Genomic DNA, 14,762 nt, shown 5'->3' on the forward strand with positions numbered 1-14,762 from the left:
CCGCATGACAGCCCAACAATCAACCGAACAGACACTCGAATTGATCTCCGTGCGGGCCTCCGGGAGCCGTCAAGGAGATTAGCGGGGGCAAGCCAGCGCCGGGCCACCGCGCACCATTCGGGTTGGGGCGTGGGCAGTTCGGCGACTCTGTCCGCCGACACATCTTCTTCACATGCAAACGCCAGGCCGAATTCGCTGCGAGTGACTATGCCGCACGCGCAGTGACTCACAAGGGCGAATGTCTTGAACTAGCCGCCCTGGCGGCCCTCGGTGCGGCGCTGGCGTGCGCCACAGACAGCAGCGCGACGCCAGCCGAGACCGGCGGATGGGCTGCTGGCGCTACGCCGCACGGAAAGTCTGGAGACGCTGATCCTCAGCGGCCGCGCCGTCGCTGGCGTCGGTGAGAACCAGGGTGATCCGCGTAAGGCCCTGGGCCTGAAGGGGCCGCGGCGTCTCCTCCACGAACCGGCAGCCTTTCAGCCCGAGGCCCGGATCGGGGTGGCGCAGCAGTCGGACGGTGCCTCCGTGATGAAGCAGGTCGGCCCCGGGCCCGTAGGTCCACGCCGGCATGTCCTGCAAGTACATCTCGCGGAGGGCAGGGTCCAGGTAGACCTCGCGCCTCATCGCCTGGAGCACGGCGTCGTCGTCGTAGCGCTCGAGACTGGCCGCGAGCTGAGCCAGCATCGACAGCTTCCAGGCGACGTGTCCCTCAAGGATCTGGGACGCGTCCGGGTGGAAGAGCCCGAAGCGCAGGAAGTTGTCCGTGGGCATGGCGGTCGGGTGCGGGTGCACGCCGCGGAAGAGTTCATGGAAAGCTCTGTTCGCCATTCGGATGTTCCACCGGTGGTCGATCAGGAATGCCGGCAGGGCCAGCGCGTTGATCATCACGCTGTAGTCCCCCAGGAACGCGGCGGTCGCGGCGTCCTGCTGCGGCTGGTGGGCCGGGCTGCGCAGCTCCGGCTGCGGTGCGCGGTCCACGGCAAGCCAGAAGAGTCGCTCGGTCTGGAAGGGAGTCATCTCCAGGGCCTCGGCCAGCTGGTACAGCTTCTGATCAGTCCACTCCTTGACGACGGCACGCTCCCAGTTCCCGTACGCCCTCGTGCTCATCTCCAGGCGGGCAGCCACGGTTTCCTGACTCAGTCCCAGGAACTCACGCCGCCCCTGCACCAGCTTTCGCAGCCGGCTCGGGCGACTTGCCGCGGGATCGCCCGCCTCCTCTGGCCGGACCTTGCCGTCTTCCTGCGAGCGGGAGCCATGGAGCTCCCCCCTCTCACGGAGCGTGCGCCTGGCGGCGCCTGCACGCGGCGCCTGCGAAGGGACACGACTGCCCGAACGGACCTCCAAGTTTCCCGTGAAGACCGGCACTGTATTCACTCTTCCCCCTGTGCTGCTGCCCGCCGGCTGCGCGGAGGCGGAGAACGCAAACCCCCCATGCCTCTTTTTGCCGACTTGTTCCCCTATGCCTGCAAAGCGGAGTCCCGCACTTGCATTTAGACCTGGTTGCGGACATGACTTCGCCCGGCGCGGGCACCACGCATTTGCAGGGATGCCCTAATTACGCAACGGCGGGTAGTACACCCGTCCCTTATCGTGATCCTGCCTTGAGCACCCAGAAGTGTCAACTAAAGTGGTCAAGACCAAGATCGTAAGCCGGCGCGAGAGAGACCCAGACGTGGCTGTGAGTAGTCATCGGCAGCAGGGCTCTACAGCCATGCCCGAAAGGGCCGACGGACCATGACCAGCACTCCCCGGTCGCTGGGCGAGAAACTCACAGCCCTGATGGCCCGTGCTCGGGCCGGCACCAGCCGGCGGCACACGACGCGCTCACTCTCTGCAGACGTCGAAGCCCTCCCCGACAGTTCCGTTTCGCTGTCCCGTACTGCCATCGGCAATCTCGCCAACGGCAGTCAGCTCAACCCGACCACCGACACGGTCATCGCCCTGTGCAAGGCTTTGGGCGACGTTCCGCCTGCTCACCTGCTGCCGCACTCGAGCTACGACGACCTAGAAGCCCTCCAGGCCTTCGAGAACCCGGCAGCCCGTCAGGCGCTGGTGCTCCTCGACCGCCTCGGCGACGAGTTGCCCGGTGCCTTGCGGTTGCTGACCCTCCTGGAGGGTCTTCCGGAGGCTGAGCTGCGAAATGTCATTGCAGACCTGAAGCGACGGCGGGACGATCTCGGCCTGAAACCGATTCCGCGCAACGATCCCGTCGAGAGGCAGCCCAAGGGTCGGCGACGACGAACGGCGGATGAGGCCGCGGCTTACGCGGCCAAGGCACTGGAAGGGCTGTAGTAGTGGTTGACGGCATAGTCTTCGGGACTTGCACCCTGGCGGGACTCCTCGTCACGGTTCTCTGCACCAGGAGAGCACGCGGCAATCCCCGCGTCGCCACCTGGTCCATCGCCGTCGCCTTCGGCGTCTGCACGCTGGGGGTGATGTTCGCTGTACCCGTGGTCGCGCGAGCCGCGGAGGACCTGACCGGCGTCGCCAACGTGGGCAAGTTGATCGCCCATATCTGCGCGATCCTGTGGTGCGTGGCGCTCCAGGTCACCATGGTGGATCTCGCCTACCGGCCAGAGTATCTGCGGGCAGCGATGTTCCAACGCGGGTTCGCCGCGATGGTCGAACTCGCCATCATGGTCCCGCTCTTCCTCGCCACGAACCGCCCGGGCGTCGAGTTCACGACGGCTTACGTCTCGGACCCCAGGGTGGCCACCTACCTGCTCATCTACCTCTCGTACGTACTCCTCACATGCGGCGAGCTGGCGTTCATGTGCGGCCGGACCGCTCAGCGCGTGTGGGGCCCCAATCCTTGGAGCGGGGCCGGCTTCGCGCTCTCCTCCATGGCGGCCACGCTGGGTGTCGCATACACGGTGTCCAAAGGCTCGTACATCGTCTTCCACACACTGGGCCGGCCCTGGTCCCTTGAGGTGGAGGAAGTCGTGAGCCCCGCCCTGAGCGGCATGGCCGTGCTCTTCCTCTTCGCAGGCCTGACGCTTCCGATGCTGGGAGCCCTGATCGACCGAGTCCGTGCCAAACGAGAGCCGGTGGAGAGCTGAACGCACTGCACAGAACGGCTGTGGGCCGCATGCGACACAACGCATGCGGCCCACAGCCGTATCGGGGCCGGAGTACATGAGACCTCGACACGCCCGTCACGCCGCGCTCACGCTGGCGGCGTCGCCTTGTACTCCACCGGGAGGCCGAGAAGGCCACGGGCCCGCTGGGACGGCCGCCACCGGGGGTCGGGCTCGGCCAGAGTCAGGGTGGCGAACCGCTCAAGGAGTGCGGCCAGCGCGATCTCGGTCTCGACGCGAGCCAGGGGCGCGCCGAGGCAGTAGTGGATGCCATGGCCCAGGGCCAGGTGGCCGGAGGCGTCGCGGTCGAAGTCGAGCTGCTCGGGGTGGGAGAAGCGCTGGGGATCGCGGTTGGCTGCGGCCAGCGACAGCAGGACGGTTTCTCCTGCGGGGATGGTGACGTCTGCGATGGTCACGTCCTGGGTGGGGAAGCGACGGATCGCGAGAAGCGCTGGTCCCTCGTAGCGTGCCAGTTCCTCGACTGCCGCGGGGAGCTTCGACGGGTCCGCACGGAGGCTTGCCAGATGCTCGGGATGGCTCAGGAGGGCGTGCACCGCATTGCCGATGAGCTGGACGGTGTTCTCGTAGCCTGCGCCGAGGATGAGGAAGGCGAGCGACGTCAGTTCGTCCTCGCTGAGCCGGTCGCCGTCGGTGTCGCGGACCGCGATCAGGTCGGAGAGCAGGTCGTCGCCAGGGTGCTGCCGCTTGTGGGCGATGAGCTCGGCGAAGAACGCGATCATGGCGCCGATCGCTTGCTTGGCGGCCTGGGGGCGGCTGGGGTCCGGTGCGATCAGCTCGTTCGTCCAGGCACGGAAATCCCTGCGGTGCTCCTCTGGGATTCCGAGGAGGTCGCAGATGACGGTGATCGGCAGCGGGGCTGCGTACGCCGCGATGAGGTCGGCCCGGCCGTCCGTTCCGAGGGCGTCCAGCAGCGTGTCAGCGGTCCGGCGGATCGGGCCGCGGAGCGCTTCGACACGGCGGGGGGTGAAGGCGCGGCTGACGAGCTTGCGGATGCGGGTGTGGTCGGGTGGGTCCATGTTCAGGAGGTTGGCGTCGAGGGCCGGCGGCAGGGACAGGCCGCGGTATGAGCCTTCGGCGGCGTTGGTCTTGTCGAGGGAGAGCCGTGGATCCGCGAGGGCTGCGCGGACGTCGTCGTACCGGGTGACAAGCCATGCCGGCTCTCCGGTGGGTCCAGCGATTCGCTGTGCGGGCGCAGTGTCGCGCAGCTGCTGGTACGCGGCGTGTGGGTTCTTTATGAGGTCGCCCTGAAGATCCATGGAGTCACCCTAGCCAGGCCGTGGGGGCACTGCGAAGGCGACGGGGGCTCCGACTGGCAGTCCCCTGGCGGGGGAGAGTAGTGCACGGTTCGCGAGGGTGGCGATCGAGCGGGAATGCATCCGGACATGACGCTGCCCTTTGCCCTGCCGGTGCCGCTTGCGGCCTGTCGGCCTGTCGATCGCGTGCCCACCTCCGGGGAAATGGCCGCAGAGCCGAAGCTCGATGGATGGCGGTGTCAGGTCCTGGCGGGGTCCGGCCGGATCTGGAGTCGGCACGCCACGGAGCTCACGTCCAGGTTCGACGATGTCGCGCAGGCCTCCCGGTCTCTGCCGCCCTGCGTTCTCGATGGTGAGCTGGTCGCCGTTCTCGACGACGGCACGATCTCGTTCGGTTCTCTGCAGTCGCGCTCGCCCCGGGGGCGCCGCCGCGGGGAAGACTTCAGCGTCCACCTCGCGGTGTTCGACGTCCTGGCGGTTGACGAGGCGGATCTGCGGCGCCTGCGCTACTCAGAGCGGCGGCGCCACCTCCTGGAGCTGCTCGACACTGCTCCGGCGTCCATCCGGCCGGTTCCGGTGTCCCACGATGTGAGTGTGGCGCAGGGCTGGGTGGGGGCGCTCGGTGGGGTGGAGGGAATCGTCATGAAACCGGACCGGCCCTACGCCGCCGGTCTCGCGTCAGGGTGGCTGAAGTGGCGTCAGACCCATTCAACGGAGGCTGTCGTACTGGGTGTGAGCGGACGAAGCGCCGGCACCCAGTGCTTGGTGCTGGGACGGCCGGATCGCCGCGGGCAGATGCGGGCGGTAGGTGTCAGTCTTCCTGTCGCTCCTGGTGTCCGGCGCGAGCTTGCTGCTGTCCTGCAAGCTGTCGGGGAGGAGGAGGCCGAGCTGCCTGGTGTGGTGGGTGGTCTGCCCGGGGGGGATCCGGTGCGCTATCGACCCGTGGTGCCTGAGGTCGTGGTGGAGATCGAAACAGACCAGGTTGCGCTGGAGTTCGGCCGATACCGGCATCGTCCTCGCGTTCGTCGTGTGCGGGGGGATCTACGGCCTGAGGACCTCGCCATCCCCCAGTGAACGGGCCCTGAGGACCGGGTCGCTGACTGGCGTGGCGTGCCGATGCAGGAGGGCGGGCCGACCTGCATCCGAGCCGAGCGGTGCAGCGACAACGCAGCGCGTACGCGGTCGAAGCGCCTGGGGTTACTGCGGAGCAATGCTCGCGGCCGGCCCACTGCTCCGTACTCGGCCTCGTGCGTGTAGAACCGCCAGCGGCGTGGATCAGCTCGCTTGGGACAGGCGTAGTGGCTCGAGTCGGTGGGCTCGGATGTTGATGGCGCCGTCTGCGCGTTGGACGGTGCCGTGGATGAGGAGTCCGGCATGGTCGACGGCAACTCTGTGGTAGCGGTCCCAGACGGACGGCGGAACAATGACGTTCGCCATTCCGGTCTCGTCCTCGACGTTGAGGAAGCAGAATCCCTTGGCGGTGGGTGGGCGCTGGCGATGGGTGACGAGCCCGCCGAGGAGAACGGCGGAGTGGTCGGCGAGGTGGCGCACGTCGGCTGCGGTGGTGGCGCCACAGCGGCCGAGGTGGTCGCGAAGATGCTGGACGGGATGGGTGTCGGGTGAGGCTCCCGTGGCCCACAGATCAGCGAAGGTCTGCTCGACGACGGTCATCGTGGGGAGGTGGGGCGGGGTGTGCGCTTCCGCGGCGCCGGGCAGCTGGCTCTCGGTGGCATGGGTGAGGGCTCCGGCGCTCCACAGGGCTTCGCGGCGGTCGATGCCGAATCCGGTGAGAGCGCCTGCGGTTGCGAGGGCTTCGTAGGCCCGGGCCGAGAGTCGGGTACGGCGGCCGAAGTCGTCGAGGCTGGTGAACGGGCGGGTGGTCACGATCTGCTGGGCGGCTTCGGTGGTGAGGTGGCGCAGGGAGGCCAGACCGAGGCGGATGGCGGGCTGTCCGGTTGGCGAGGTGGGGTCGGGTTCGAGGGTGGCGTGGATGCCGGAGGCGTGGATGTCGGCGCCGCGTACGGTGATGCCGCGGCGGCGGGCGTCGCCGATGAGGCTGAGTGGGCTGTAGAAGCCCATCGGCTGGTTGACCAGCAAGGCGGCTGTGTAGGCGGCGGGGTAGTGGCAGCGCAGCCAGGCACTCGTGTAGACCAGGTGGGCCAGGGACTGGCCGTGGGATTCGGGGAATCCGTAGTCGGCGAAGGCCTCGATCATGTGGGTGATCTCGGCTGCGGTGTCCTCGTCAATGTCCCGGGCGCGCATGCCCTCGATCAGCTGATTGCGTAGTGCGGCGACCTTCGCCGCGGAGTGCTTGGCGGCCATGGCTTTGCGGAGCCGGTCGGCGGCTCCCGGACTGAGGCCGGCGCAGTCGATCGCGAGGCGCATCGCCTGCTCCTGGAAGAGGGCGACTCCGAGGGTCTTCTCCAGGGCGCTGCGGGCCAGCGGGTGGGGGTAGGTGACGGGTTCGCGCCCGGAGCGTCGGCGCAGATAGGGGTGGACAGCGCCCCCCTGGATTGGGCCAGGTCTGATGAGGGAGACGGCGATGACGAGGTCTTGGAAGGTCTTCGGCTTCAGGCGGGGCAGCATCGAGATCTGCGCCCTGGACTCGACCTGAAAGACGCCGATGGTGTCCGCTCGGGCGATCATCGCGTACACCTCGGGGTCGTCCGGGGGGATGGTTGCTAGGTCGTATGTGGTCCCGTGGTGCTCGGTGATGAGGTCGCAGGCGGTGTGGATGGCGGCGAGGATGCCGAGCCCGAGGAGGTCAATCTTCAGGAAGCCTGCTGTGGCCGCGTCGTCTTTGTCGCCTTGGAGGACTGAGCGGCCGGGTGCGGTTGCCCATTCCACGGGCATGAACTCGGCGATGGGCCGGCGGGTGAGGACCATGCCGCCGGAGTGGACGCCCAGGTGGCGCGGCAGGGTGTGGAGCTGGGCGGCGAGTGTGCGGACGTCGTCGGGGATGGCGGAGTCGGGGCCGGGTGGCTGGTGGTGGATGTGGCGGGTCATCTCATCGATCCGCGTCGCCGGGTAGCCCAGGACGCGGGCGGAGTCTCGGATGGCCAGACGCGGTTGGTAGGTGATGATGTTGGCGACCTGGGCCGCGTGGTCGCGGCCGTACCGGTCGTAGACGTACTGGATGACCTCTTCGCGACGGCCGTTTTCGAAGTCGACGTCGATGTCGGGGTCGCTCTTCTCCAGGTGGAGGAAGCGCTCGAAGAGGAGGCCGTGGCGGATCGGGTCGACGCCGGTCACGCCGAGGACGTAGCAGACCACCGAGCTCACGGCGGAGCCGCGGCCCTGGCACCAGATGCCGGAGCGCTGGGCGAAGGCGACGATGTCCCAGACGATGAGGAAATAGCCCGCCATGCCGAGGGCACTGATCATGGTGAGCTCGTGGTCGAGCTGGCGCCATGCCGCGCCTGCCGCGGAATCGGTGCGTGGTCCGTACCGGGTGGTGCAGGCGGTCTCGGCGAGGTGGCGGAGCCAGGAGTCTTCGTCGTGCCCGTCGGGGGTGGGGAAGCCGGGTAGCTCGGGCTGGAGTTGGCCGAGGTCTATGGCGGTTTGGCGGCCGAGTTCGACGGTGGCTTCCCACACGCCGGGGTAGCGGGCGAGCGCGCGGGCCATCTCGGTGCCGGAGCGCAGGTGGGCGGTGGGGGCGGGCATGAGGTGGCCGGCGGCGGCGGTGAGGGTTTGCCGTCGGCGCAGTGCGGCGAGGGCCTGGGCGAGGCGGGTTTGGCTGGGGTGGGCGTAGTGGACTGCGCCAGTGGCCACGATCTCGCAGCCGGTGCGGCGGGCGGCGACGTAGGTGAGGTCGTTGCGCAGGGAGGTGATCGGGAGGTGGTGGTCGGTGAGTTCGGCGACCACCGTCCCGGCTCCGAAGATGCTGGTGAGCCGGTCGAGGCGGGAGGCGATGGTGGTGACGTCCGGGATCGTGTTGTGCTCGTCGGGGGTGAGGCAGCCGGGAAGGACGGTCCAGTGTCCGCTGGCCGCGGCGGCCGTGAGTGCGCCGAGGTCGTAGCGGGGTGCGCCCTTGGTGCCGGCCAGCTGGGCTTCGCTGATCGCGGTCGAGAGCCGGGAGAAGCCTTCCAGGTCGCGGGCGATGACTACTGGCGTCCCGAGTTCGGGGTCGCCGAGGGTGAGCTCGGCGCCGAACACGGTGGCGATGCCGGCCTCGCGGGCAGCCTGGGTGAGGCGACGGGCGCCGTAGAGCCCGTCGCGGTCGGTGAGCGCCAGTGTGGTGATGCCCAAGCGGGCCGCCTCGTCGGTGAGCGCGCGCGGATCGGCCGCGCCTTGCAGGAAGGAGAAGTTGGAGTGGACGTGGAGTTCAGCCCACGGCAGCGCTCCCCCGTCGCTGGTATCAGCGGCGTGGTGGGGCAGGGTGTGGACGGTAGCGATCCGGTCAGCCATAGAGCCCCTCCGCAGCCCACCGGCTTTCGTCGATGACCAGCAGCCAGGCGCGGCCGTCGCTGGTAGTGACCTGCATCCGTGCGATCCGGCGTGCTTGTCCTGCCTCCCACCACTGCTCGAGTACGGGCCACGGCCCGGCCCACCCCGTGACGCGGGCCTCGCCGTAGCCCTCAACGCCGAGCATGGATGGCGGCGCCGGGAGGAGGAGGCGCGCGGAGACCACCACCCGGGCACCGTGGACGTCGGTCAGGGTCGCTGGCAGAGGCAGGGGAAAGACGGTGGAAGGGTGTGGTGCGGGCAACTGGCCCGGCCAGGGACCAGCCGGTAGACGTCGGCGGGTGTCGTCATCCCCGTACGGGATGCGCCGGATCTGCTCGGCCGGGCCGCGGCCGCCGCCGATCTCGACCCGGGTCACCGCCTGGTGGCCAAGGAGCGCCTGCACACGCGCTGCCGCCCGCTCCACTTCGAGCGGGGTCAGAGCCTCTCCGAACAGCGCCTGCTGCCGCCCCGCGGCCGGTCCCAGGTCCTCGGGGCGCAGCATCAGGCGGGTAATGCCGCCGTCCTCCCCCGTGCCGAGGGCCCCGGCGTCTGCCCAGGCCTGGACCAGGCCGCGGATGCGTTCGGCCACTGCCAGCGCGGAGAGTCGCCCCTCGTGGCGGAAGACTCGGGACAGGCTCTGTCCGGTGTGGGCGAGATCGGCGCGCACTTCCAGGCGCGCGCACACCGCTGCGGCTGCCGACAGATCCTCGTGGAGTTGGTCAGCGAGTGCCTTCGCGGCGAAGGTGAGCCGCTCGACGTGTATCTCGGCCGGTTCGAAGGTGCGAGCTACGACGTGCTCCTCGCCGCCCGGTCGCACGGTGAGCGGGCGGGTCTCCAGGCCGCGGGCGGTTCGGTGTGCGGCTGCGGCCGGAGCACCGAAGCGGGCGGTCACGCTGTCTGCGGGTAGTGCGGCGAAGGCGCCGACGGTGCTGAGCCCGAGGCGCTGAAGCAGTTCGCTCAGCCGCGGCAGCCCGAGGACCCCGACCGGGTACGGGGCCAGAAACGCCGCAGTCGCGCCCGCAGGCACGTTCTGACTTGTCCGGGCGGCAAGCGCGGCCGCGAACATGGTGTCGGCCAGCCCGACCTCCGCCCTGTGGCCTGCCTCTGCGGTGGCTGCACGGAGCCGGTCGGTGAGCTGGGTTTCCCCACCCCAGTAGCGGGATGGTCCCCTCGAGGGTGCCGCGAGGAGGCCGGGGCGGATCACCTCCAGGTGCGGGAGGACTTCCGTCTCCAGGCGGCGGACAAGCGGCTCGAAGCCTCGTACTTCAGCTTCGAGGTCGCGGTCGATGATCTGAAGCTGGGGGCAGCGGGCCTGAGCTACCCGCTGGCGCATTCGTCTGCGGACTCCGGCCCTGCGCGCGGTGGCCGAGCACGCCAGAACGGCCCCACCGGAGACCACTGCGACCGGGAGGTCATCGGGGAATCCCGCGACGGCTATCGGCCAGTCCGGAACCCAGAGCGACAAAACCCTGCCCATAAGGAGCTCATCCCAGCACCCGCAGAACTGGTCGGCTCACGGCAGTGTTGTCCGGCATCCCGCCCGTGGCGGTGTCCGTGTCGGAGCTGACCGGAGCCACCCGGCCGTCGGGGCCGGGCAGCCACAGATCTGCATGCCGGGCTCGCGCGGCCGCGCCGCGGCCCGTCGAGAGGACCGTTGCACGGCGCCCCCGCAAGAGCCCGAAGCCTTCGCCGACGCCGTCCCATGTCGCCGAGGTGACCTGCAGCCGCACGTCGGCTCCGTCCCAGGCAGCGGCCGCCAGCAGTACCGCGCCGCTGCGGCGCATGACCGCGGACAGTCGGCGCAGCACACGGTCCGGCGCGGGGGGCAGGTGGCCGACCATGACGACGGGGACTGCCTCCAGCACGGTGGCCAGGACCTGCGGCCAGCTTCGTCCGGGAGTGTCGATCCACAGGCCCGCGCCGAGATCCAGTCCGGCATCTGCGGCCGCTCGCGGTCCGAGCCCGGGCAGCCCCACGGCTGCCCAGCCGGCCGTCCCTGCGGAGGCCTCGGCGGCCAGCGCCAAGAGCAGCGGCATGTCCGCGCCCGCGGATACCGCCGTGCCCGGGCGGATCCGGCCGCCGGGCAGCAGGGCGCCGAGCGGTGACTGCCCCGGTTGACCGGCGCCGTCTCGCTCCGCCCGCTCCCTCGCAACCGGTACTACCTGCACACCTTGAATTTCGCGCACAAGTTCGAATTAATCAAATTCGCACTATCGTTCGATGATCGTTTTGTGTCCCGGTGGATCGGTGGAGCGCTCACCCCGCCGAGCTCCTCAGGGCTGCGTGCCGACGGCACCTGTTCCGCTGTCCGCTGCGGTCGCTACGATGACCAAGCACCACCAGGGCAACCGCGCCGCGCCCGGTCCACCACACCACGACGCCCACACCGTCGCGGAGGGCCGCAGACGTCTGAGACTCGCGCGAACGATTTCGTCATGCCCTCCTTCCTGGACGGCCGGTGCGTGTGGGGCAGCAGGCCGAGGAATGTGAGACGTCATGACCAACCCCGGCAAGCGTGAGCAGAGCCGCGCTGTACGCGCGTACCAGCGGGAACACCCCGGTATGTCGCTGGACGAGGCCCGCAAGGCCGTCGCTGCCCGCGCCGGCCGCCGGCTTCGCCTCCCCGACCGGATTCCTGCCGCTCCCCTCCCCCGCCCCGGCGAGCGGCTGGAGGGCTACGTCCGGCGAGTCGCCGCACGCCTCGGTGTTCAGCAGCACCGGGCGATGGAGCTCCTCGGACTCGAACCCGGCACCTCGGCCTCGCAGCGCCTGGAGGAGCTCGATGCCGGACTGCCCGAGCGCACAGTCCGGGCCCTGTGCGCGGCCACAGGAATGGCCTTGGTCCAGGCTCGAGGCCTTAGCGGTCCGGCCTCCGTTGCCAACGATGTCTCGGACCTTCAGGCCCGGGCGCGGCAGGTGCTGGGGGTGCTGGATGCCAAGAGCTTCCGGCGCGGAGGACAAGACAAGACGACCACGGAGGCCCCGGAGCTGGCCCGTCTCCTGGCCCAGTCGGGCGGACAGCGGATCCTCATGATGGACATGGACCCGCCCCAAAGTCTCGGCTGGCCCAGCCCTGCACTCGACGACCCCTTCCTCGTCGACCTGCCGTGGCCCGCTGACGGGCGTCGGCTCCCCGCAGCAGGCGACCTCGTCGACAACGTCCTCACGGAACTCGGGATCACCCCCAGTCACCAGTCAGTTCAGCCGGAGCGGGGCGCCACCGGCGAGTGACTGATGTCCTGCTCGCGCGGCAGCACGAGCGTGGGACGTAGAGGGCTGCGGTGCCTCGCGCGGGCGCTCTGCGCACGGTCTCCCGCGCCGGAGGTACGTTCGACGGCGAGGGGTGCGGTCCTGGCCAGCAGGGCCGCGACGGGGACCGCACCCCCGCTGGCCGCAAAAGGCGAAGCCCCTTCACGGTCCACCCCCTACGGTGGCGGCATGCGCATGGGGGAGAAGGTGTGGACTCACTGGCCGCTGATCGTCGTCACCCTCGTGACGATCGGCGAAGTGATCTCCACGGCGCGCCATTCGACGCACCCTGCCGTGGCCGCGTACTGCACGGTTCTCGCCGCAGCCACGTGGGCCTTGAGCGGCCGCCGGACACAGGAGCGCGCAGTGTCAGGAGGCTACTTTGCTCAGTTCACCACCTGGGATCTCTATGTCCGGCCGCACACACCGCCTGAAGAACCCACCGCCCTGTACACCGCACTCGCACAGCGCATGCAGCAGACAGATCAGCACGTCACCGCATACGCGACGTGCAACGGCTTGGACCGGATCTCCATAGGCCTGCCCCGTCCCCGCGACGCCTTCGCCGATGCCCGCTCCGCGCGCTACCGCAATGCCGGCCATCTCTGGCTCGGCGCACGCTGGTTCCACCCGCACTACACCCACCACCTGCCGGCCGTCCTCGAACACGAGCTGGCGCACATCCGCCGAAACGACACCCGTGGCAGACTCGCCGTTGAGAGCTGCGCCGTCGCGGTATCCGTACTTGCTGCAGGACTGCTCCCCCTGGTTGCCACCTCGCTGACTGTGCTGGCTGCCTGGCTCGCTACTCGCGCCTTCCGCTGGTGGTCGGAGCTGGCCTGTGACCTCGCGGCCATCCGCGCGTGCGGCCGTGCGTCGGTCGCCGCCATGTGGACCGCCGACCTCGCCGACGAACGGAACCTGCGGTGGCCGGTCCGGAGCCTCCACGCACTGTGGGCGCTGAACCGGCATCCGCCTCTGCGTCTGCGCCGCTGGTTCTCCCTGCACATTCCGGGACCGACGTCTGACGCCCGCCATCCCCTGGCACGGTCCCCGATCAGAGCGCACACAGCACCCGGGAACCAATAGCCCCGGCACGCTTCCCTGTGCAGGGTGCGCGCGGACGGGCTCGTCCCCGGCCGACCAGGCGCCACAGGCGACACTTCAGACGCTGGGCCTCCGGCCGGAGGCCCAGCGTGGCATGGCGGCGAGTCCCACGGGGTAGGGCGTGCCCACGGCATGTACGTGCGGGAGCTGCGATGACTGGTGATCTGGAACTGACTGCGCGATGTGATCGCTGCCTACAGCTGATCGAGAACGGCGCTGGTGTTCTGGAAGTCAACGCTTCCGCTGCTCAGCGCACGCTGGAGCAGTGGTGGCGAAGGACCGATGGGCCTGGGGTGTTCGCTGGCAGGCGCATCCGGTGGGTGACCCGTCACCGTCGGTGCGGCCGCGCACCCACGGGCGCCTACTCGATCCCGGTGGAACGGGTTCGCTCCTGGACAGCCTTGTTGGAGTGGAGCGTTCATCTGACCGACAAGCCGTTCTTCGCCGCTACGGACTGGTCCATGGTGGTCAGGCGAGCACTGGATCCCCACCAGGCCGCGGTCAGCGGCATCCTGCCCCGCGTGCCGAGACCTCTCCGGCGCGGGCCAGTCGGCAGCACAGACGGAGGGTGACACGGGCTGCGCGGCGGAGCAGGTCAGCGGCGGTCTTCGGACCCTCTTGAGCAGAAGGACGCCATGGCGGACTCTGGAGACAGGGAGTCGTCGTGCCGAACAAGCGCCCACGCGGTCCGCAGCCGCACTGGCGGCCCAAGCGGGAGACCTTGCGCGTCCTGGCCGCGGTCGACGTCGTTCTCGACCGCTACCGGGACCATCTGCCGGTCTCGCTGCGCCAGCTGTTCTACGTGCTCGTCAGCGACGGAGTGCTGGCCAAGACCGAACGGGACTACAAGCGAATGTGCGAGTACGTCGGCATGGCACGCCGTTCAGGCCGGATCGGCTGGGAAGTGATCCGGGACGACACTCAGGTCGCCGTCCAGGCCCCCCAGGCCTTCGACGGCCCGGCTGACTTCTGGGCGACGGTGAAGGCGGCCGCGGATGAGTACCGGGTTGATCGGCAGGCGGGCCAGCCCGTCCGGCTAGAGCTGTGGTGCGAGGCCATCGGCATGGTGCCGCAGCTCGCTCGGCTCGGCGCTGGCTTCGGGATCGCCTGCTTCTCAGGAGGAGGGTTCGACGGCCTGGCAGGCAAGCACGATGCGGCGCAGCGGGCGGTTGCTGGAGGCCTTAAGACAAGGGTTTTGCACCTCGGGGACTACGACCAGAGTGGTGAGCACCTGTTCAGCTCGCTGGCCGAGGATGTTGTCGCGTTCGCTGCGGCCGCCGGCGCCGTGGTGGAGTTCGAGCGGGTCGCAGTCACCGCGGAGCAGGTTGCCCGCTACGGTCTGCCGACCGCTCCGCCGAAGCCGTCCGACCGCCGCTCGTTCTCGGGCGCGGCAACAACCCAGGCCGAGGCTCTGCCTCCCGACATCTTGGCCGACATCGTGAGGGCGGCAATCGAACGGCACCGTGACCCTGCTGTTCACCGTGCCGTGCTCGCTCGTGAGGAGACGGAGCGCAGCGAGATCCAGACTCAGTTGCGAAGCTGGCCCAGCCCAGAACGGTGAGACATCGCTGAGGGCGGGTAGATCGGCCAGCCGAGCGTGCGGGCACGC

11 protein-coding genes are annotated in these 14,762 nt (G+C 69.4%); 6 read left to right on the forward strand and 5 right to left on the reverse strand.

What is annotated here, in order from left to right:
• Positions 1–339: 339 nt before the first annotated feature.
• Positions 340–1,167 carry a helix-turn-helix domain-containing protein gene (locus OG730_RS41800; protein WP_442815241.1) on the reverse strand — a complete coding sequence of 276 codons (828 nt, stop codon included), beginning with the start codon at positions 1,165–1,167 and terminating at the stop codon, positions 340–342.
• 567 nt (positions 1,168–1,734) lie between these two features.
• Here OG730_RS41800 and OG730_RS41805 point away from each other — a divergent pair.
• Together OG730_RS41805 and OG730_RS41810 are read left to right on the forward strand one after the other, a co-directional pair.
• Entirely contained in the window at positions 1,735–2,292 is a 558-nt protein-coding gene (locus tag OG730_RS41805; protein ID WP_327309813.1) for a hypothetical protein, read from the forward strand.
• A gap of 2 nt (positions 2,293–2,294) precedes the next feature.
• Positions 2,295–3,059, forward strand: coding sequence for a hypothetical protein (locus OG730_RS41810; RefSeq protein ID WP_327309814.1), 765 nt, complete (start codon positions 2,295–2,297; stop codon positions 3,057–3,059).
• Positions 3,060–3,166: 107 nt separating this feature from the next.
• Here the strand turns inward: OG730_RS41810 and OG730_RS41815 are convergent, their stop codons facing one another.
• Positions 3,167–4,354: a cytochrome P450 family protein gene (locus OG730_RS41815; RefSeq protein WP_327309815.1), complete on the reverse strand. Its 1,188-nt coding sequence runs from the start codon at positions 4,352–4,354 to the stop codon at positions 3,167–3,169.
• 126 nt (positions 4,355–4,480) lie between these two features.
• Here OG730_RS41815 and OG730_RS41820 point away from each other — a divergent pair, with 126 nt between their 5' ends.
• Entirely contained in the window at positions 4,481–5,425 is a 945-nt protein-coding gene (locus tag OG730_RS41820) for an ATP-dependent DNA ligase (protein WP_327309816.1), read from the forward strand.
• A 201-nt stretch (positions 5,426–5,626) separates the two neighbouring features.
• Here OG730_RS41820 and OG730_RS41825 read toward each other — a convergent pair whose 3' ends face one another.
• Genes OG730_RS41825 through OG730_RS41835 form a run of 3 tightly spaced genes read right to left on the reverse strand, consistent with a single transcriptional unit; the run spans position 5,627 to position 10,965 of the window.
• Positions 5,627–8,758 carry an error-prone DNA polymerase gene (locus tag OG730_RS41825; RefSeq protein ID WP_327309817.1) on the reverse strand — a complete coding sequence of 1,044 codons (3,132 nt, stop codon included), beginning with the start codon at positions 8,756–8,758 and terminating at the stop codon, positions 5,627–5,629.
• Positions 8,751–10,274, reverse strand: coding sequence for a DNA polymerase Y family protein (locus tag OG730_RS41830; protein ID WP_327309818.1), 1,524 nt, complete (start codon positions 10,272–10,274; stop codon positions 8,751–8,753). Before OG730_RS41830 ends, OG730_RS41825 begins: the two co-directional genes overlap by 8 nt.
• A 7-nt stretch (positions 10,275–10,281) precedes the next feature.
• Positions 10,282–10,965: a DnaE2-dependent mutagenesis accessory factor ImuA' gene (locus tag OG730_RS41835; protein ID WP_327309819.1), complete on the reverse strand. Its 684-nt coding sequence runs from the start codon at positions 10,963–10,965 to the stop codon at positions 10,282–10,284.
• 328 nt (positions 10,966–11,293) lie between these two features.
• Here OG730_RS41835 and OG730_RS41840 point away from each other — a divergent pair, with 328 nt between their 5' ends.
• The 3 genes from OG730_RS41840 to OG730_RS41850 all read left to right on the forward strand — a co-directional run bounded on the left by OG730_RS41840 (position 11,294) and on the right by OG730_RS41850 (position 14,714).
• Positions 11,294–12,028, forward strand: a complete 735-nt coding sequence (locus OG730_RS41840; RefSeq protein ID WP_327309820.1) for a TniQ family protein — start codon at positions 11,294–11,296, stop codon at positions 12,026–12,028.
• A gap of 207 nt (positions 12,029–12,235) precedes the next feature.
• Entirely contained in the window at positions 12,236–13,135 is a 900-nt protein-coding gene (locus tag OG730_RS41845) for a hypothetical protein (RefSeq protein WP_327309821.1), read from the forward strand.
• A gap of 682 nt (positions 13,136–13,817) precedes the next feature.
• Entirely contained in the window at positions 13,818–14,714 is an 897-nt protein-coding gene (locus tag OG730_RS41850) for a hypothetical protein (protein ID WP_327309822.1), read from the forward strand.
• Positions 14,715–14,762 lie beyond the last annotated feature (48 nt).

This window comes from Streptomyces sp. NBC_01298 (genome assembly GCF_035978755.1).
Lineage (GTDB): Bacteria > Actinomycetota > Actinomycetes > Streptomycetales > Streptomycetaceae > Streptomyces.